This window comes from Acidocella sp. (genome assembly GCF_035535915.1).
GTDB lineage: Bacteria > Pseudomonadota > Alphaproteobacteria > Acetobacterales > Acetobacteraceae > Acidocella.
Map to the genome: position 1 here is coordinate 59,953 of NZ_DATLPB010000068.1, position 17,243 is coordinate 77,195.

Below are 17,243 nucleotides of genomic sequence, written 5' to 3' on the forward strand. Positions count from 1 at the left end.
GATTCAGAGCGAACGGGCTAGAGCAATACGCATTCAAATGGAAGCGGCAGGTTCCAGCTGAATGCGTAAAATGGCGCGCTTGCCAATGGAGCCCGGGCATTCATCGCCATGGGTGAATGCTCCAGGCGCCGCCTCGCAATGCGTGTCGATAAGACGAGCCTCATCTGCTCAGTCCTGCACGACGAGGTTGGTAATGTAAGCCGCGTCGAACGGCTTGGCACCGCTATTGCCCCCATTCTGGGCCAGGACGCTGTTGGCGACGATCAGGCAGTTCTGGATCAGCGCGGTGCGGGTGACCGGATTCTGCAGCGATGCGCTGGTCTCGCTCATCAGCAGATTGATGACCTGCGCTTTGATGATCGGCTGCAACGTGGTGAAGTTCGTCACGGCCTGTTCGTCATGGGTCGAGAATTGCAGGCCGATCTGGACGTAGGAGGTGGCCGGCGCGCCGGCCTGCGCCGGAATGCTGACCACGATATCCGAAAGGTCGGCAAAAAGGATCGGCTTGGGATGCGCACCGTCCTTGGGTTTCATGGCAACGTCGTGTGCATGGGCGGCGCTGTTCATCTGCATGAAATGCATCACCCCGAACATGGCGCCGGCGCCGGCGGCGAGGGCGACGACGATGATGCCGGCCGTCACTAACTTATTCATCAGGCGTGTCCTTCATCGGGAGGCAAGAGCGATAGGCCCAATCGAATCGCGCCGCGGTTCGATTGGGCCGTGAAATCCCCAACAGGGTTTGGAGCATGAGTGCCGGTGCGCGATCAGGCGCTCAGGCGGGCTAGACCGCCTGGACCAGCGATTCGAACATCGAATGCGCGGTGGAGATCACTTGGGACGCTGCTTGGAAGGCCTGTTGGTAATTGACCAGCAACACCGCCTGTTGGTCGGAGTTCACGCCGGCCACGTTCTGCAGGTTGGTGGTGGCGGAGGTGACCTGGGCGGCGGTGCCGGTGGAGAGGGTCTGGGCCTCGTTGGCATTGGAGCCAAGCCCTGTGGTGAAGCCGATGACCGTGCTCTGGAGCGAACTGCCGTTGTTTGCGGTGTTGGGGTTCGTAAAGATGGCCGCCATGCGTGTGGCGTTGCTGCCGCTGGTGGAGCCGCCGGGGTTGAGCGTCAGCGCATCGCCAGTGGCCGGCGTGCCGGAGATCGGCAGCTGCCAATAGGTGGGCGGGGTAATGTTGGGATACTGCACGGAGATGGTGCCGTTGAGGGTCCCATTGCTGCTGGTGAGCGTGCCGCTGGCGACCACCGTGCCGGGCGAGGTCGAAGTCGCGCCGATCGAGACCGTGAAGCCGTCCGGCGTCGAGGAGCCGGTGGTGCTCGTGAACTGCACCGTCAAAGTCTGGCCGAAATCGGTCGCCGGAACGAAAGAGGAGGGCGTGGTGGTGGTGACGCTGTCGGTGCCGGCATTGATGGTCCCGGCATTATTGTTCGTGACGGCACCGGTTGTGGCCGACGTTATGCCCGGGGTGCTGACATAGGGGTCGGCGGCGGCGATGTCATCCGGGCTGGTGGCGACCACGCTCATGCCGGAGGCGGCGCCGGGGACCGGATTCACGGTGAAGCTGTCGCCATTGGCGGCCGCGCCGGCCACCGTCACGTTCATGCCGGCGAAGGCCAGCACGGTCGGGGGGCCGGCCTGCGTGGTGACCGGGACGGCCGTGTTGGTTGCCTGGTCCACGGCGGTAAAGCTGTTCGTGGCGCTGCTGAATGTCAGCGTGAACGGCCCGCCATCGGTCGGTAGCTGGGCCGGGTTGGCGATTGTCGCGGTGAGGCTGGCACTGCCGGTGTTGGCGGTGGCAGCGGCCACGGTCGGCGCCGGCGGAGGGGCAAACAGGGCGGTGCCCTGCGTGCCGTTCTTGGTCAGCCCTTCCGCCTGGGCGGTGTTGACCTCGTCGGCGAACACCGCGGCAATCGAGTTCAGCCCCTGCAAGGCCTGCGCTCCCGCCTGCCAGGTGGCCATGTTGGCGCCCATCTGGCCTTCCGTGTCGGTGAGGTCGAGCGGCAGCGGCTGATTGCCCACTTTGATCTGCGGGGCCTGGGTGGCGGTGCCGCCGGTCAGGCTGAGCGTCTGCGCGCTGCCGGTCTGGTTGAGCAGCAGATTGTTGCCTACCGAAAGCTGGACCGCTCCGTTGGGCTGCGTCAGCACGGTCACCGGCAGCAGATTCGACAGGCTGCTTAGTGCCGCTTCCTGCTGATCGAGCAGTGACGGGTTGTTCGGCGAGTTTGCCAGCCCCTGGTTGATGGTGGCGAGCTGGCCCAACAGGTTGTTTGCGGTGCTCACATTCCCCTGCAGCGCGGTGACCGCATTGCTCATCGTCGTGCCAAGGCTGTTCGCCGCGGTTTGGAACGTGCCGGAGACCGTCTCCGCGTCGGACAACACGGTTTGGCGCGCGCCGGCGCTGCTCGGATTCGCGGCCAACGTGCCCAGATCCTGGAAGAACTGGTTCATGGAGGTGTGGACATCGCCATTGTTGAGCAGCGCGCTGGAAATATTGCCGAGATTCGTCGCCAGCGTGGTGGCCGCCTGGTTGGCGGCGTTGGCCGTGCGCAGCACGCCGGCGGCGAAGCCGTCCGCGGCGCGTGTCACCACCGGCGCCTGCACGCCAAAGCCGGAGCCGTTGGTGAGGTCGACCTGGGTGGACAGGTTGACGGATTCGGCGGCAAAACCGGACACCGTCTCATTCGCGAGATTGTTCGAAACCGTGTTGATGCCGGACTCGAAAGCCTCGATGCCGGACAGCGCCGTGTTGATCGCACCAATGATACCACTCATGAGGCAGCCTTTCGCAGAAAGAAGTTAGGGGGCCGTCGCGCCATCGGGTCCGGCCAGTGCCTGCAGCACATGCGCCATCATGGGCGATTGGGAAATGCTGATGATTTTTGACGCGTAATTGGTGTCGGTGGCGTAGCCACCGGCCTGCAGCGCCTGCGCGAAGCCGCTCACCGTGCCTTGCCCGGCCGCGTTCTGGAACCCGGCCATGATCTGCTGCACGTAATCGGTGACGCTGGCGGCGGCCGAGGGATAATCGCGGAATGTGGCGGTTTGCGGTGTCAGCATTCCATCCACCATTTCATGCGTCGATCGCGCGGTGCCGGCCTGGCCGTCGGCGGCCTTGACGCCGAACAGATTGTTGCCGGGGGCGGCGGTGCCCCAGCCGGTTTCCAAGGCGCTTTGCGCGAGCAGCGCGACCGGCGGCACATTGAGCTTTTGCGCGGCCGAGATGATCATCGGCCAGACATTGCGCGCGAAATCCTTGGCCTGCGTGAGCAGCGAGCCGTTCTGCGTGCCGGCGACGCTGGCATCGGGCGCGGCGAGCGGCGTGGCGATGATCATGCCGCCCGACGCGGCGATGGTGGCGAGGGTGGTGGGCGGCGCCGCCGTGGCCGCGGCCGCCGCGCCGCCGGCGGCCTCAGCACTGGCATCGGTCTGCGCGCCGAACTGACGCATCGCCGCGGCTACCAGGGAGCTGTCGTATTTGCCCATGTCGTTCTGCGCGATGTTCCACATGAACATGCTCTGGTAGCTGTCGCCGCCGACGCCGAGCGTGTCGGAGGACATGCCGTTCTGGTTCATCGCCGTGAGCATTTCGTCCCAGAGCACGCCGGCGAGATGCTTGACCGTCGCCACGGTGCGCGCCTCGCCGCCGGCGGCGGTCGATCCCACGGGCGTGGTTGGTGCGGCGGGGGTCATCAGATGACCTTGAGCTTGCCGTTGATGGCGCCGGCCTGTTCCAGCGCCTCGATGATCGCGACAAGGTCGGAGGGCGTGGCACCGACGGCGTTGAGCGCGCGCGCCACGTCGGCCAGGGTGGTGGTTTTCGGCAGGGCGACGACGCTGGCCTTGCCCTGGCTGGCATTGACCACGCTGTTCTGCACGCCGACGGTCTGTCCGCCCCGGGTGAAGGGGTTGGGCTGGGAGACGCTGTTGGTGGTCTGAATGTTCACCGTGAGGTCGCCATGCGAGACCACGGCCGGCCCAAGCGACACACCGGCGTTCATGACGATGGTGCCGCTCTGCGCGTCGACCACGATGGTCGGCTCCTGCGCCGCGGGGCTGATCGGCAGCGACAGCACGCCGGCGATGAAGCGCACCGGATCGGCGGTGTTATCCTGCAAATCCACTTCGCCCGGGGAGATCGCGTTGGCCGTGTCCGGCCCGTAGGCGGCGTTGACCAGGTCGGCGACCTGCTGCGCGGTCTGGTAGCTCGGCGTGTTGAGCAGCAGCTGGGTCACGCCGTTTTCCGAAGAGCTGGCGGGGATGGTCGTGGACATGATCGCGCCGCCGGGCAGCGACCCGACCGTCGGCACGTTGACGCTGGTGGTGCTGCCATTGGCGCCGGCGGTGAAGCCGCTGACCAGCAATGGCCCCTGCGCCTGGGCGTAGATCACGCCGTTGCCGCCGCGCATCGGCGTGGGCAGCAGCACGCCGCCATTCAGCGAGGTGGCGTTGCCCAGGGCCGAGACGGTGACGTTCACGTGCTGGCCGGCATGGGAGAAGGGTGGCACTTCCGCCGTCACCATCACCGAGGCGACGTCGTTGGGCTGCATGAAGGTCACGGTCGGCAGCGCGACACCCATGTTGCGCAGCATGTTGAGGATCGCCTGCTGCGTATAGGGCACCTCGGTGGTCTGGTCGCCGGTTCCCGGCAGGCCGACCACGAGCCCATAGCCGTAAAGCTGGTTCGACGGCGCGCCCGCCACCGAAACCAGCGTGCCGATCGTCGTCGGGTCCGCTGCCGCCGGCCGGGCCGGCGCGAACAGCAGCGCCGCCAGGCCTAATACGGCCAGAGCTTGGAAAGGATTTGCTGCAGCCATGGGACCTGATGCGCGTCGTTGATGGGGCCGTTGCCGACATACTGGACGTTCATGTCGGCGACGTTATTGGAACTGATGGTGGTGTTTGCGGCGATATCGTCCGGGCTGGCATAGCCGGTGACGACGATGCTGGTGACGTTGCCGTTGATGTTGACGTTGGTGCGCCCGGCCAAAGCGAGCGTGCCGTTCGGGTCGATATGCGTGATCACGGCCTCGATCTGGCCGGTGACGTTGCTGGCGGCGGCGGCGGAGCCGGCGCCGGCATAGGTCTGGTTGCTGGCGGCGTTGATCGACGGCGAGAACGGCGTGCCGTTGAGGCTGCCGAAATTCAGCGGCACGCCCATGAAGCTGGTGAGCGTGTTGGTGATCGTGCCTTTGCGGCTCAGCGACGCGTTATCGGTATCGTTGGCGGTGGCCGAGGTGACGATGTTGATCGTCACCAGGTCGCCGATGCGCCAGTCGCGCCGCGGTTCGTAGAGCGAGCCGGAGGTGGCGTCGGGAAACACCGAGCCATTGGAGGAGGCGGTTTGCGGCGCCACGGCGACGGGAAATTCCGCTGGCTTGACCATGGAGATCGGCCCTGGCGCGTGCGTGCACGCCACCAGCGCGCCACTCGCGGCCAGGCTGAGGAATTTCGCTGCGTCGGAACGCCGTACCCTCATGAACCAGAGGCCGCCTGGGCGAGTTCGCTGAGCTGGTTGTCGACCGCCGCGGCGGCCTGCGTGCCGAGCTGGTAGGCGCGCTCGGCGGAGATCATGTTGACCATCGAGTCGACGACATCGACGTTGGAGGATTCCAGCATGTTCTGGTTGATCGAGCCGAGGCCGTTGGTCTGCGGCGCGCCGACGATCGGGTTGCCGCTCGCCGTGGTCTGGGCCAGCAGGTTGTTGCCGAGCGGCTGCAGACCCTGCGGGTTGATGAAATTGGCGAGCTGCAGCTGGCCGACCTGCGTGGCGACGTTCGACCCCGGCGTGGTGATCGACACGGTGCCGTCCAGGCCGATGGTGACGGTCCCGGCATTCACCGGGACGGTGATGTTGGGGATCACCTGGAAGCCGTCGGCATTGACCAGCTGGCCGTTCTGGTTGGGCTGGAACGAGCCGTCGCGCGTGTAGGCGATCTGGCCGTTCGGCTGCAGCACCTGGAAATAGCCGGCGCCGTTGATGGCGAGGTCGGTGGGGTTGTTGGTGGTGGTCAGGGTGCCCTGGGTCTCGACGTCCTTGATGCCGGCGACCTGCACGCCGGTACCGAGCTCGAGCCCGCTGGGATAGACGGTCTGGCCGGTGGACTGCCCGCCCGGCTGGATGCCGTTCTGGTAGAGCAGGGTCTGGAATTCCGGCACTTCCTGCTTGAAGCCCGTGGTGTTCACGTTCGCCAGATTGTCGGCGATCGTGTTCATCATGGTCTGGCTGGCGTCGAGGCCGCTGGCGATCACGTCGAGCGAGGTGTTCATCTTGGCTTATCCCTGCGCGACCAGCGAGTTCAGTGCCTGGCCGCCGCCTGCTTGAGTTTTCATGAGATTGGATTGCACCTGGTAGGAGCGACTATCGGCGATCATGTTGATCATCGTCTTGGTCGGGTCCACGTTGCTGCCGTTGAGATAGCCCTGTTCCAGCGTGCCGGTGGCGGCGGGCTGCAAGGCGCCGGCGGGGGCGGCGAACATCGCCCCGCTGAGCGGCGTCAGCGTGCCGGGCGGGGTGGCGACGATGTTGATCTGCCCGTAAACTTGGCTCTGGCCGCTGGTCGAGTTGGCCGGCACGCCGGAGACGGTGCCGTCGGCGCCGATCTCCAGCTTGGCCAGGCGCGGCAGGCTGATCGGCTGGCCGGTGGTGCTCAGCACCGGGTTGCCGGCGTTGTCGGCCAAAATCCCGGCATTGGTGATCTGCAGGCTGCCGTTGCGGCTGATCGCATTGCCGGCCGGCGTTTGCACTTCCAACCAGGCATCGCCGCTCACCGCGACGTCGAGCGGCGAGCCGGTGTGCTGCAGCGGGCCGGCGGAGAGATCCGGGTTCGGCGTCAACGCCACCGCGTCGGCGCCGCCCGGGGCGTTGCTGCCGGTGTAAGGGGCGGCTTCCACCGCCGCCTGCACCGCGCTGTAGCCGGTCGTCTGCACGTTGGCGAGGTTCGCGGAGGTGGCCTGCATGTCGGCGGTGATCGCCTGCAGGCCGGCCATCGAGGTGTAGAGGGAAGCGGAGGACATAGGTTAGATCTGCGTCAGGCGGGTGCTGTCGGTCTGCTCGGTCTGGATCACCGAGGCATTGGCCTGGAAGGCCTGCTGGTATTCGATCAAAGACACCAGCAATGAGGAGGTGGAAGCGTTGGACTGTTCCAGCTCGCCGCCCGAGATCGAGCCCGCCTGTCCGGTGCCGGGGGCGCTGATCACCGGCTGACCCGATGTCTGGGTCGAGGCAAAGAGGTTGCCGGAGAGCGGCTCCAACCCTTCCTGGTTGATGAAATTGGCGATCGCCAGCGTCCCGGCATCGATGGTCTGGCCGTTGCTGTAGGACGCGACAATCTGGCCGGTGGAGCTGATCGTGGTGCCGCTGAAGCTGCCGGGGGGAAAGCCGTTGGTGTTATTGGAGGCATTGGCGAAGCTCTGCGCCCCCAAGGTCGTGCCGGCGAAGTTGAAGTTGATGTTCGAAGGCCCGGCGCCATTACCCCAGGTAATGGGCAGCGTGACCCCATCGGTGCCGCTCGCCGTGAGCGCGCCAGCGGGGGCGAAGGAGGTGAGCGTGCCGTTGGTGCTGAAGTTCAGCGTGCCGAGCTCCGTGGTGGGGGTGGTGGCGGCCGCGCCTGTCGTGGTCACCGGCTGCGCAAACACGGTATAGCTTGTTGCTGGGGCGGCGCTCTGCACGAAATACAAATTCACAGTGTCGGAGTTGCCGAGCGAATCAGTCACCGTGACGGGAAAGGTGTTGGTGAAGACCGTGGCGGGCGTAAAGCCGGGAATGTCGGTGGTCGGCGCCGTCGTCGGGGCATTGGAATCGAGGTTGAACGCCACGTCCGAGGTGGTGGTGGCCTGTGCCGGGATGGCGCCGGTGTTGACGGTAATCGGGCCGAGCGCGCCGTTGGCTTGGATTCCCATCACGCTCGCGCCGTTGGCGGCGGAGATCAACTGCCCCGAGGGGCTGAGCTGGAATTGGCCGTCACGCGTGAAATCCTGCGTGCCGTTCTGGCTGACGACGAAAAACCCGTTGCCCTGGATCAGCGCGTCGAGCGGGTTGCCGGTGCTCACCGGGGCGCCCTGGGAGAAATCGGTGTCGATCGCCGAGGTGGTGACGCCGAGGCCGGGCACGTTGTTCAGGCCCAAGGGGAAGATGTCGGAGAATTCGGCGGTCTGGCTCTTGAACGCCGTGGTGCTGGCATTGGCCAAATCGTTGGAGACCGTGTTCAGGCCGTCTTGCGCCCCGTTAAGGCCGGTGAGTGCGGTTTGCAGGCTCATGAAGAAGTTCCTCCGAGAACGGTTTGGACATCTGACATCGGGAGTGGCTGTTCAAAACCCTGGACATTCAGGGAAGGAGCGGAGCCGGAAACATTGACGCCTTCGACAGTGAAGACGGAGAAGGGAATGCTATTGACGGCGTTGCCGGAGCCGTTGGTCGCGCTGATCGAATAAGTGAGTTGCTGGTTGGCGGAGCCGCCGGTGAAATTGAAGGTTTGCTGTCCGGCGGACAGCGGGCCCAGCTTCACCGTGCCCACTTGCGTGCCGGCGGCATTGGATACGGTGATCGTGACATTGTTGGCCGCGCCGGCGAGGTCGAACGCGCCTTCGGCCGAGCCATTGCCGTTGGTGATGAGATTGTCGCCGGAGACCGCGACCTGCTTGCCGACCAGCGAGGAGGCCAGGCCGATCTGCGAGGTGGTGGTGGCGGCGCCGAGCGCGGCGACCTTGGTATTGAGACTGTCGATGCCGTTAACCGTCGAGATTTCCGCGAATTCACCTGCCAGCTGGGTCGGGTCGGCCGGCGAGGTCGGGGTCTGGAATTTCAGCTGCGCGGTCAGCAATTGCAGGAAATCGGACTGCGTCAGGTTGGCCGCGGAGCCGCTGCCGTTGGACGAGGACTGGTTGGTCCCGTTCGTGCCGGTGGTGGCGGCCGCTGCTGAGAAATTGTTGGCGCTGGGAATTGCGAGATTGGTCATCAGGACACCTGGAAGCTGGAGAGGATCTGCTGATCGACGCGATCGGCCTGTTGCAGCACCGCGACCGAGGCGCTGTAGCTGTTAGAGGAATCGATCAGGTCAACCATCTGACTGACTGACGAGACGTTGGATCCGGTGACATAGCCCTGGGCGTTGGCGTACGGGCTGTTGGGGTCGTAGGTCATGTTCGGCGGCGCGTTGCTGAGCACGGTGCCGAGCACCTGCACGCCGGGATCGTTCGCGGCCGGATCGCTGGAACCCGTGCCGTCATCGCTTGTGGGGCCGACCGGCGCGGCTTCGAACACGACTTCATGCGCGCGATAGGGCGCGGTGCCGGGCGCGGCAATCGAATCGGCGTTGGCGAGATTCGAGGCGATCGCGTCCATGCGCGAGCCCTGCGCATCGAGCGAGCTGCCGACAATGGAGAAAATATCTGCCATTTGTTAGTTCCCGGCCGGATTGGGATGCAAGGCGGTGATCAGATCCGCCGTTGACTGATGAAGGAAGGTTGCCGCCGCCTCTGTCTGATCGGCGTTCTGCGCGGCTTCCACGCGCTCGCTATCCATACTCACATCATTGCCGTCGAGGCTGACCGTGTCGCTCGCGCGGAAGAGCGGCGCGCTGCCGCTTGCCGGACCGTCGCCGAGCTGGGCGGCGAGCGCCTGCTGGAACTGCACGTCCTGGGCTTTGTAGCCGGGCGTATCGGCATTGGCGATGTTGTCGGCGATCAGCGAGGCGCGCTCCTGCCGCACATTCAGAACGCCGCCGTAGAGATTTAGAAACCCGATCTGCATCTCACCTCCGACACTACCCTACACACTACCTATGGGTGTGTAACAAAAATTTTACATAAACGCCGAACCGGCCGAGCCTGGCGCGCGAAGCGGCGGCTTTCATAACAGAACATTTACCACTCTAACGGGTCGACTACAAAAAAACATACTGAAAAGCAACGGTTTTCCTATGACATCAGATTAAATTTCATCCATGCTAAAAACGTGCTTGCGCGTGATTCGGTTAATTTATAAGTAATTTTCGAGCCTCTTCCTACAACTTTGAGTAGGGGATGTGAATGGCGATTTTGGAGTTAAGTTTGTGACGATCGCACCGATTACTCCGGTCTTGGGGACCATCGCGACGGGCGGCACGCAGCCGGCCCAGGGCGGCGGTTCGGCGAGCAGCTTTCTGGACATGGTGAATTCTGCTTTGCACGGCGTTAGCGACGCGCAGGGTCAGGCGGCCTCGGCTGAGGCGGCCTTCGCGGTGGGCGCGCCGGGGGCGACGCTCGGTAAGGCGGTGGTGGCCAGCGATCGCGCCGAAGTGGCGTGGAACGCCACCGTCGCGGTCCGCAATGAGGTCGTCTCCGCCTACTCGTCCATTATGAATATGCAGTTCTAATGTCGGAGTTGCGGCGGTATCTGCAGCTCGGTCGGGAGCAGGCGGCGCGCGTTCCGATGCTGGCCTGGATGATCGCGGGCGTGGTGGCCGCCGCTTTTGCGGTGGTGCTGGCGCTCTCGCTCAGCGGGCCGCCTTATGTGGCGCTGTATGAAGGCCTGACGCCTGCGCAAGGCGGCACGGTGGTCGCGCAGCTGCAGAAATTGGGGATTCCGTACCAGCTGCAGGCGGCGGGCAATATCATCCTTGTGCCGGCGCCGCAGCTTGCCCAGGCGCGGCTGCAGCTCGGCCAGGCGCAGGTGCCGCAAAGCGACAGTTCCGGCGGCTGGGATAAGCTGGAAAACGCGCCGATGACGACGTCGGACGTTGCGGAGACCGCGCTGGCCACGCGGGCGCTGGAAGCGTCGCTGGAGCAGTCGATCGAATCGATGTCGGGCATTCAGTCCGCTCAGGTCTATCTTGCGGTGCCGCCGAACACGGCGTTTCTCGCCGACCAGCCCAAGCCGACCGCCTCGGTGGTGATCGCCGCCGCAGATGGCGGCGCGCAGGTGCAGGGGGCGGCGATCGCCAATCTGGTCGCCGGCGCGGTGCCGGGGCTGGCGCCGGGGCAGGTGACGGTGGAGACCACCGGCGGCGTCGTCCTCTATCCCGTGAACGGCACGATGAACACCGGCACGCAGTTCCAGACCATCGCCGATGTGCAGAACGCCGCCGCGGCGCGCATCGCGACGCTGCTGGCGCCGCTGGTCGGCGAGGGGAACTTCCGCACCAACGTATCGGCGGATGTGGATTTCACGCAGATGCGGATCCACCAGATCGCCTACGGCCCGACGCAGATCGTCACGCATCAGAGCAGCACGCAGTCCAATCAGATCGGCGCGACCGGCGCAGCGGCGCTGGGAATTCCCGGCGCCCTTTCCAACGAGCCGCCTTCGCCGACCACCGCCAACGCGCCGCCGGCGCCCAACGGCACCAATCCACCGAACGCCGCGGCGCCGGCTGCGGCGCCGGCGGCGCCGCCGCAGCCGCAGAGCTCGCATAAAGATCTCGACCAGACTTATGCGGTCGGGCAGAGCGACAGCGACATCGTCAAGCCGAACTGGACGGTGAAGTCCATCGCCGTGTCGGTGGTGTTGAACAAAGCCACACTCGGCACGGTCACCGCGGCGCAGGTGCAGGCCGCCATCGCCGGCGCGTTCGCGTATCCGGTGAAGGTGAATGTGCTGGTGGCGCCGTTCAAGGCCGGCGCGGCACTGCCCGGTGCCGGGGCCCTGCTGCAGGATGCGGCGCCGATTTCGAGTGCGCTGCTCGAGGTCATTGCGGCCCTGGCGTTGCTGTTCGGCGTGGCGTTGCCGGGCGGAAGGTGGCTGGCGACAATCGGCACGCGGCCGGTCCGTCCGGCGCTCGCGCCGCCGGCGCCGATTGTGACGTCCGCCGCCACGATGGTCATCGAGCCGATGCAGCCATTGCCGGTCGAATATATCAATCTGCTCGAGAAAGCGGCGGAAAATCCCGCGGAAATCGCGAAACTTCTGCAAAGTTGGGTGGAAGAATATGAGTGAGGCTTTCGGAGCAGGGGGCAAGGCCGCGGGAAAGATGACGCTGGACGGGGCGCAGCGCGCCGCCATCGTGCTGCGCGAGCTCGGTGAGGACACCGCCGCCGCCGTGATGCGCCATATGGATGAGTCGGTGATCGGCACGATCACCGCGTCCGTGCTGCCGTCGGCCAAGGTCACGGTCGAATTGCGCAATGACGTGATGCGCGATTTTGCTGAAGAAATCGGCGCCAATGTCAATTCCGGCCTCGGTTATCTGCACCGCGTGCTGTCCGCCGCGCTGGGCGAGACGCGCGCCAAGGAGATCATCCAGCGGCTCGGCGGCAAGCGCGGCCGCGCCGCCGCGCAGTTCGCCGCGAACGCCGATCCACGCCTGCTCGCGCATGTGGTGGCCACTGAGCGGCCGCAGACCCTGGCGCTGCTGCTGGCGCAGCTGCCGCACGATACCGGGGCGTCGATGTTGTCGTTTTTGCCGGAAGCTCTGGTCGCCGACACGTTGTTTCGCTTCACCACGCTCGACACCGTGTCCGCGACCGCGGTCAACGAGCTGCGCCTGATGATGGGGGAGCTATTGGCCAGTGACGATGTCGGCAGCCGCCGCCTGTCGAATCTCGGCGGTGCCAAGCGCACCGCGGACATTCTCAATCATTTGCAGGCCGGCATGTCCGAGCGTGTCATGGAGCTGATCGAAGTGCGCGATCCGGGCACGGCCGAGACGATCCGCGAAAACCTGTTCACCTTCAGCGATCTGGTCCGGCTGTCCGACCGCGCGCTGCAGATCCTGCTGCGCGAGGTGCCGACCGAGCGGCTGGCGCCGTCCCTGCGCCTCGAGGACGAGGACACGCGCAACCGTTTCTACAAAAACATGTCGTCGCGCAGCGTCGAAGTCCTGCGCGAAGAATTGCGCAGCGGGCCGCCGATGCGCAAGAGCGACGCGCTCGCCGCGCAAAGCGAGGTCGTGGAAATCGCGCTGCGGCTTGCCGGCGAAGGGCGCATCGCCATTGGCGCATCGGAGGAACTGATATGAGCGGAGCCCTTGTCGCGACGGGCGTCACGAGCGGCGTTGTGCCGGTGGCATCCGAGACCAGCCCGGCCAATGCGTCGCCGGATGACGGGCTGTGGAATGCCGCCATGGACCAGGCGACCCAGACCAATCAGGCGCCGCAGCCGGCACAATCAGCGCAGCTCGCGCAATCGTCACAGCCCGCGCAACCAGCGCAACCCGCTCAGGCTGCGCAGTCCCAGCCGCAGGCCACCCAGGCGGCCACGCCGGCCGCGTCCATCCCGGCGTCAGTGCGGCACGGCGAGAAACATGCCGATGCCGAGGCCAGTTCCTCGCAGGGCAAGGCGTCTCTCCTCGCGCCGAAGCCGCAACGGAAATCGGATGCGGAGCATGAGCGGACCGCGGACGCGCCGAAGCGCCGGCATGGGCATGCGCACGACCATGCGCAGACCCTTGTGACGCCGGCGGCTGATTCGGCGGCGCACAGTCCGGCCACGGTGCCGGCCGGTCAGGGGCGGACGACGGAACAGCATCATGACGTGTCGCCCGTCGCCGGGCGCGCGGCGCCCGCCGACACCACGCCGGAGGCTTCGGTCGCGGTGTCGGCGACGGGCGCGGCACAACCCGTTGCCGCCCCGGCCGCCCAAGCGGCAGATGCGGCGCCCGGTGACAGCAGCCAGGCGGTTGCCGGCGCCAATGCCGCGCAAGCGCCGGCCAAAGCCCCGAAAGACGGTGCCATCCCGCAGATCCAGCAGGCCGCTGCGGTGACGCCGGCAGAGGTAAACGCCGCCAGCCTTGCCGCGCCGAGTGCGCCTGATGCGACCGGCGCCGCGATCCAAGCGGGCGGGGCAGTGGGAGCGGGCGGCCCCGATGCGCCGAGCGCGCCGATCAGCACGCATGCAGCCATCGCTGCCCGGATGCAGGTGCTGAACGCCGGCCTCTCGACGAAGCCGGCCCAAAACGTGACCCAAGCCGCGCCGGTGCAGGTGGCGGCAACGGCCACCGCCGGCACGATGATGCCGGCGGCGAACACGCCGGCCGGCCTCGCCGCTGCGGGCGGCCTGCAGGCACCGGCGCCGACGCAAGCGGCGGCGCCGGCGGCGAATGCCACGGCCGTTGTCGCGCCGGTCCCGGTGCCGGCGAGCGCCACCGCCGATGCCGCCGGCGTTGCGGCGTCATCTTCCGCGCTGGCCGCCGCGATCGTGGCGATGCAGCGCAGCGGCACGAGCACGGCCACGCTGCGGCTCGACCCGCCCGATCTCGGCGAGCTCGCGGTGCATATTTCCTTAAGCCAGAGCGCTCAGGTGAACGTGCAGCTCATTCCCTCGGTGCCGCAGACCGCACAGTTGCTGAATGCGAATCTGATGGATCTGCGCCACGCGATGACCAGCGCCGGCTTGACGCTGGGGCAGACCCAGGTCGGCGACCACGGCGCCGGCGGCAACGGGGCGCAAGGCCAAGAGCCTCGGCAAGGTTCGGGACCGAGCGGCAATCTCTCCGGCCGCATCGACGCGACCGCCGCCGGCAGCGTGAGCGAGACCATGGCGTCGTCCGGGGTGCGGGCCTATGCGTAACCCCATTCGCGCAATCCAGGAGCAAGGTACTTGATGGTCGAGGAACAGGACGAGCAATTTCCCGGGATGATGGCGGCCGAGCCCGCGCGCATCGAGCTCGAAACGCTCACGCAAACGGTTTTGGCGGGTCCGGCGGTGCCGAACCGGGCCTTGGTCGAGCGCGTCCAGGTGCAGCTCACCGTTGAACTGGGCCGCTCGAAAATTTCCGTGAAGGATTTGCGCCAGCTGCGCCAGGGGCAGATCGTTGTGCTCGACCAGATCGTCGGCGAACCGCTGTCGATTTTCGCCAACGGGCATCGTGTGGCGGTCGGCGAAGTCGTCTCGGTGGCCAAGGACCAGTACGGCATCCGCGTCACCGCGCTCACCGCCGTGGAGACCGAGCAGAAGGACGTGCCGGCGTGACGTCGTCCGAGGTCAGCGTCGGCGCCTGGGTCGCCTTTGCCGAGCTGGCCGCTCCGGTATTGCTGGCCATGCTGATCGTCGGCCTCGTGGCCGGCGTGCTGCAGACCATGACGCAGATTCGCGAGGCCTCGATCGCGTTCATTCTCAAACTGTCCTGCGTGGCATTGATTGTCACGGTTTCAGGCCCGCTGATGATGAGCGGCCTTGAGCATTACGCGACGCGGCTGATCACCGCGATTCCGTCGTTGATCCATGGCTAGCGACACCGCCCTGCCGCGTCCGGGCATGTTCAGCGCAACCCAGCTTTCCGGGCCGATCGTGGTCCTGCTGGTGCTGATCATGCTCGTCGTGCCGCTGCCGCCGATCGCCATTTCCTTTCTGTTTGCCTTGAACATCGCGGCCGGCCTCGTGATTCTCGCCGCCAGCCTGTACATCCATTCGCCCGCCGAATTTTCCTCCTTCCCGTCGGTGCTGCTGGCGACGACGCTGATGCGTCTCGCGCTCAACGTCGCGACCGCGCGCGCCATTTTGCTGAACGGCTTCACCGGTCCCGGCGCCGCCGGGCAGGTGATCGAATCCTTCGGCCAGTTCGCGGTGGGCGGCAATTACGTGGTCGGCGGCATCATCTTCGTCATCCTGATCGTCATCAATTTCATGGTGGTGACCAAGGGTGCCGGCCGCGTCGCGGAAGTGTCGGCGCGCTTCATGCTGGATTCATTGCCCGGCCGGCAGATGGCGATCGACGCTGAAATCAATGCCGGCGCGCTGACACCGGCGGCGGCAGAGAAGCGCCGAGAGATGTTGCGCCGTGAGGCCGATTTTTTCGGCGCCATGGATGGCGCGTCGAAATTCGTTCGCGGCGACGTGATCGCGGCCATGATCATTCTCGTCGTGAACATGATCGGCGGCCTGCTGGTGGGCATGCTGCAGGACGGGCTGCCCTTCGCCGACGCACTGCGTACCTACACTTTGCTCACCGTGGGCGACGGTCTCGCCGCGCAGATCCCCTCGCTCGCCATCTCCATCGCCGCCGGCCTGGTCGTCACCCGTGTTTCGACCGGCGAGGATATCGGCGAGCAGGTGAAGCAGCAGATCCGCCGCTTCCCGCAAGCGCTCGGCATCGCCGCCGCCATCACCGGGGCCATCGGCCTGATCCCGCAGATGGCGCATATTCCGTTCCTGCTCCTCGCCGGTTTCCTGGGCATCATGGCGCGGCGGATGTCGCGGCCGGAGCCGGAAGCGGCGGGCGCCGAGGGCGCGCCCAAGCCGGGGGCGGCTGGTGCCCAGGCCGGGGCGTCGGCGGAGCCGAAAATCGACACGCTGGCCGATGTCAGCGGTGTCGATCCGCTCGGCATGAGCATCGGCTTTGCGCTGACGCCGCTGGTCGGGCAGGGCGAGGGGCGGCTGCTCAACCGCGTCACCGCCGTGCGGCAGCGTTATGGCCGCACCATGGGGTTTCTCGTGCCCCCCGTGCATATTCGCGATTCGAGCGACCTGCCGGCGCATGGGTACCGCTTCACCCTGCGCGGGGCGGCGATCGGCGGCGGCGAAGCCTGGCCGGGCCAGTGGCTCGCCATCGAGGGATCGATGGTGGTGGACAAGCTGAAAGTCGGCCGTGCCGTGAAAGACCCGGCCTTCGGCCAGCCGGCGGTGTGGATCCCGCAAAACGCCATCCCGCAGGCCGAGGAGCTCGGTTACACCGTGGTCGACGCGGCGAGCGCCATCGCCACGCATTTCGCGGAAATTCTCAAGCGCAACGGCGCCGAGCTGCTCGGCCGGCCGCAGGTCGAGGGGCTGATGGCGCGGCTTAACGACACTGCCCCGCGCCTGGCCGAGGAATTGCGCACCAATCTGTCGATGGGGCTGGTGCGCCAGGTGCTGCAGGCCTTGCTCGCCGAGGAAGTGCCGATCCGCGATTTCGAGCGCATCGCCGAGGCGCTGGTCGACGCCTCCGAGGGCACCAAGGATGTGGAGCGGCTGATCGCCGTGGTGCGCCAGCGCCTCGGCCGTTTTATCGTCACGCAGCTGGCGGGCGTCGAACCGACCTTGAGGGTCGCGGTCCTGCAACAGAAGCTGGAAGAGCTGGTCGGCAAATCCGTGCGCGCCAGCCGCGATGCCGGCATTGGCCAGGAGATCGAGGCGGAGACCGCGGCGCATGTGCGCCAGGCGGCGCAGAATGCCGCCGGCGCGATGCGCGCGCGCGGCCAGAAGCCGGTGCTGGTGGTGCAAAGCGGCCTGCGCCGCGCCGTTGCCCGCGCCGTCACGGGCGTGCTCCCGGTGCTGGGCCTCGAGGAAATTCCCGAGACCATGCCGTTGCAGGTCGTGCAGACGGCGGAGCCGGGCTGAGCC

18 protein-coding genes are annotated in these 17,243 nt (G+C 66.4%); 7 read left to right on the forward strand and 11 right to left on the reverse strand.

The genetic code is table 11. The annotated features are described in order from the left end of the window. Nucleotides 1-168: 168 nt before the first annotated feature. From VNC39_RS08390 to VNC39_RS08440, 11 genes are all read right to left on the reverse strand, one after another. Nucleotides 169-654, reverse strand: a complete 486-nt coding sequence (locus VNC39_RS08390; RefSeq protein ID WP_325398095.1) for a flagellar basal body-associated FliL family protein — start codon at nt 652-654, stop codon at nt 169-171. A 130-nt stretch (nt 655-784) separates the two neighbouring features. Beyond that, nucleotides 785-2,782, reverse strand: coding sequence for a FlgK family flagellar hook-associated protein (locus tag VNC39_RS08395; RefSeq protein ID WP_325398097.1), 1,998 nt, complete (start codon nt 2,780-2,782; stop codon nt 785-787). A 24-nt stretch (nt 2,783-2,806) separates the two neighbouring features. Continuing rightward, complete coding sequence (locus tag VNC39_RS08400) at nt 2,807-3,700, reverse strand: glycoside hydrolase family 73 protein (RefSeq protein WP_325398099.1); 894 nt, start codon at nt 3,698-3,700, stop codon at nt 2,807-2,809. Further along, a complete protein-coding gene (locus tag VNC39_RS08405; RefSeq protein ID WP_325398101.1) occupies nt 3,700-4,824 on the reverse strand; it encodes a flagellar basal body P-ring protein FlgI in 1,125 nt (374 codons plus the stop codon). Before VNC39_RS08405 ends, VNC39_RS08400 begins: the two co-directional genes overlap by 1 nt. Beyond that, nucleotides 4,785-5,486 carry a flagellar basal body L-ring protein FlgH gene (locus VNC39_RS08410; RefSeq protein ID WP_325398103.1) on the reverse strand — a complete coding sequence of 234 codons (702 nt, stop codon included), beginning with the start codon at nt 5,484-5,486 and terminating at the stop codon, nt 4,785-4,787. Before VNC39_RS08410 ends, VNC39_RS08405 begins: the two co-directional genes overlap by 40 nt. Next, nucleotides 5,483-6,277 (reverse strand): flagellar basal-body rod protein FlgG, encoded by a 795-nt coding sequence (gene flgG / locus VNC39_RS08415; protein WP_325398105.1) that lies wholly within the window; start codon nt 6,275-6,277, stop codon nt 5,483-5,485. The genes VNC39_RS08410 and flgG overlap by 4 nt, the downstream gene beginning before the upstream one ends. A gap of 6 nt (nt 6,278-6,283) precedes the next feature. Further along, nucleotides 6,284-7,024 (reverse strand): flagellar hook-basal body complex protein, encoded by a 741-nt coding sequence (locus VNC39_RS08420; protein WP_325398107.1) that lies wholly within the window; start codon nt 7,022-7,024, stop codon nt 6,284-6,286. Between the two features lie 3 nt (nt 7,025-7,027). Continuing rightward, on the reverse strand, nt 7,028-8,266 hold the full coding sequence (locus VNC39_RS08425; protein WP_325398109.1) for a flagellar hook protein FlgE: 1,239 nt from the start codon (nt 8,264-8,266) through the stop codon (nt 7,028-7,030). Beyond that, nucleotides 8,263-8,964, reverse strand: coding sequence for a flagellar hook assembly protein FlgD (locus tag VNC39_RS08430; protein WP_325398111.1), 702 nt, complete (start codon nt 8,962-8,964; stop codon nt 8,263-8,265). Before VNC39_RS08430 ends, VNC39_RS08425 begins: the two co-directional genes overlap by 4 nt. Beyond that, nucleotides 8,964-9,404 (reverse strand): flagellar basal body rod protein FlgC, encoded by a 441-nt coding sequence (gene flgC, locus VNC39_RS08435; protein ID WP_325398113.1) that lies wholly within the window; start codon nt 9,402-9,404, stop codon nt 8,964-8,966. Before flgC ends, VNC39_RS08430 begins: the two co-directional genes overlap by 1 nt. 3 nt (nt 9,405-9,407) lie before the next feature. Continuing rightward, entirely contained in the window at nt 9,408-9,758 is a 351-nt protein-coding gene (locus tag VNC39_RS08440) for a flagellar basal body rod protein FlgB (RefSeq protein WP_325398115.1), read from the reverse strand. Nucleotides 9,759-10,059: 301 nt separating this feature from the next. Here VNC39_RS08440 and fliE point away from each other — a divergent pair, with 301 nt between their 5' ends. The 7 genes from fliE to VNC39_RS08475 are packed head-to-tail and all read left to right on the forward strand — an operon-like array spanning nt 10,060 to nt 17,240. Next, nucleotides 10,060-10,362: a flagellar hook-basal body complex protein FliE gene (gene fliE / locus VNC39_RS08445; protein ID WP_325398117.1), complete on the forward strand. Its 303-nt coding sequence runs from the start codon at nt 10,060-10,062 to the stop codon at nt 10,360-10,362. Next, a complete protein-coding gene (locus VNC39_RS08450) occupies nt 10,362-11,921 on the forward strand; it encodes a flagellar M-ring protein FliF C-terminal domain-containing protein (RefSeq protein WP_325398119.1) in 1,560 nt (519 codons plus the stop codon). The genes fliE and VNC39_RS08450 overlap by 1 nt, the downstream gene beginning before the upstream one ends. Beyond that, entirely contained in the window at nt 11,914-12,942 is a 1,029-nt protein-coding gene (locus tag VNC39_RS08455) for a flagellar motor switch protein FliG (protein ID WP_325398121.1), read from the forward strand. The genes VNC39_RS08450 and VNC39_RS08455 overlap by 8 nt, the downstream gene beginning before the upstream one ends. Then, nucleotides 12,939-14,492, forward strand: a complete 1,554-nt coding sequence (locus VNC39_RS08460; protein ID WP_325398123.1) for a flagellar hook-length control protein FliK — start codon at nt 12,939-12,941, stop codon at nt 14,490-14,492. Before VNC39_RS08455 ends, VNC39_RS08460 begins: the two co-directional genes overlap by 4 nt. Before the next feature lie 33 nt (nt 14,493-14,525). Beyond that, complete coding sequence (locus VNC39_RS08465; protein ID WP_325398125.1) at nt 14,526-14,894, forward strand: FliM/FliN family flagellar motor switch protein; 369 nt, start codon at nt 14,526-14,528, stop codon at nt 14,892-14,894. After that, on the forward strand, nt 14,891-15,154 hold the full coding sequence (locus tag VNC39_RS08470; protein WP_325398127.1) for a flagellar biosynthetic protein FliQ: 264 nt from the start codon (nt 14,891-14,893) through the stop codon (nt 15,152-15,154). Before VNC39_RS08465 ends, VNC39_RS08470 begins: the two co-directional genes overlap by 4 nt. Beyond that, nucleotides 15,147-17,240, forward strand: coding sequence for a flagellar biosynthesis protein FlhA (locus tag VNC39_RS08475; RefSeq protein WP_325398129.1), 2,094 nt, complete (start codon nt 15,147-15,149; stop codon nt 17,238-17,240). Before VNC39_RS08470 ends, VNC39_RS08475 begins: the two co-directional genes overlap by 8 nt. Nucleotides 17,241-17,243: the final 3 nt, after the last annotated feature.

Excerpts from the sequence above, each read along its gene's own strand:
- flgC (WP_325398113.1), bottom strand. The coding sequence starts at position 9,404 with ATGGCAGATATTTTCTCCATTGTCGGCAGCTCGCTCGATGCGCAGGGC.
- VNC39_RS08390 (WP_325398095.1), bottom strand. The coding sequence starts at position 654 with ATGAATAAGTTAGTGACGGCCGGCATCATCGTCGTCGCCCTCGCCGCC.
- flgG (WP_325398105.1), bottom strand. The coding sequence starts at position 6,277 with ATGAACACCTCGCTCGACGTGATCGCCAGCGGCCTCGACGCCAGCCAG.
- VNC39_RS08455 (WP_325398121.1), top strand. The coding sequence starts at position 11,914 with ATGAGTGAGGCTTTCGGAGCAGGGGGCAAGGCCGCGGGAAAGATGACG.
- VNC39_RS08440 (WP_325398115.1), bottom strand. The coding sequence starts at position 9,758 with ATGCAGATCGGGTTTCTAAATCTCTACGGCGGCGTTCTGAATGTGCGG.
- VNC39_RS08425 (WP_325398109.1), bottom strand. The coding sequence starts at position 8,266 with ATGAGCCTGCAAACCGCACTCACCGGCCTTAACGGGGCGCAAGACGGC.
- VNC39_RS08400 (WP_325398099.1), bottom strand. The coding sequence starts at position 3,700 with ATGACCCCCGCCGCACCAACCACGCCCGTGGGATCGACCGCCGCCGGC.
- VNC39_RS08405 (WP_325398101.1), bottom strand. The coding sequence starts at position 4,824 with ATGGCTGCAGCAAATCCTTTCCAAGCTCTGGCCGTATTAGGCCTGGCG.
- VNC39_RS08475 (WP_325398129.1), top strand. The coding sequence starts at position 15,147 with ATGGCTAGCGACACCGCCCTGCCGCGTCCGGGCATGTTCAGCGCAACC.
- VNC39_RS08395 (WP_325398097.1), bottom strand. The coding sequence starts at position 2,782 with ATGAGTGGTATCATTGGTGCGATCAACACGGCGCTGTCCGGCATCGAG.
- VNC39_RS08410 (WP_325398103.1), bottom strand. The coding sequence starts at position 5,486 with ATGAGGGTACGGCGTTCCGACGCAGCGAAATTCCTCAGCCTGGCCGCG.
- VNC39_RS08460 (WP_325398123.1), top strand. The coding sequence starts at position 12,939 with ATGAGCGGAGCCCTTGTCGCGACGGGCGTCACGAGCGGCGTTGTGCCG.
- VNC39_RS08450 (WP_325398119.1), top strand. The coding sequence starts at position 10,362 with ATGTCGGAGTTGCGGCGGTATCTGCAGCTCGGTCGGGAGCAGGCGGCG.
- VNC39_RS08420 (WP_325398107.1), bottom strand. The coding sequence starts at position 7,024 with ATGTCCTCCGCTTCCCTCTACACCTCGATGGCCGGCCTGCAGGCGATC.
- VNC39_RS08430 (WP_325398111.1), bottom strand. The coding sequence starts at position 8,964 with ATGACCAATCTCGCAATTCCCAGCGCCAACAATTTCTCAGCAGCGGCC.
- VNC39_RS08465 (WP_325398125.1), top strand. The coding sequence starts at position 14,526 with ATGGTCGAGGAACAGGACGAGCAATTTCCCGGGATGATGGCGGCCGAG.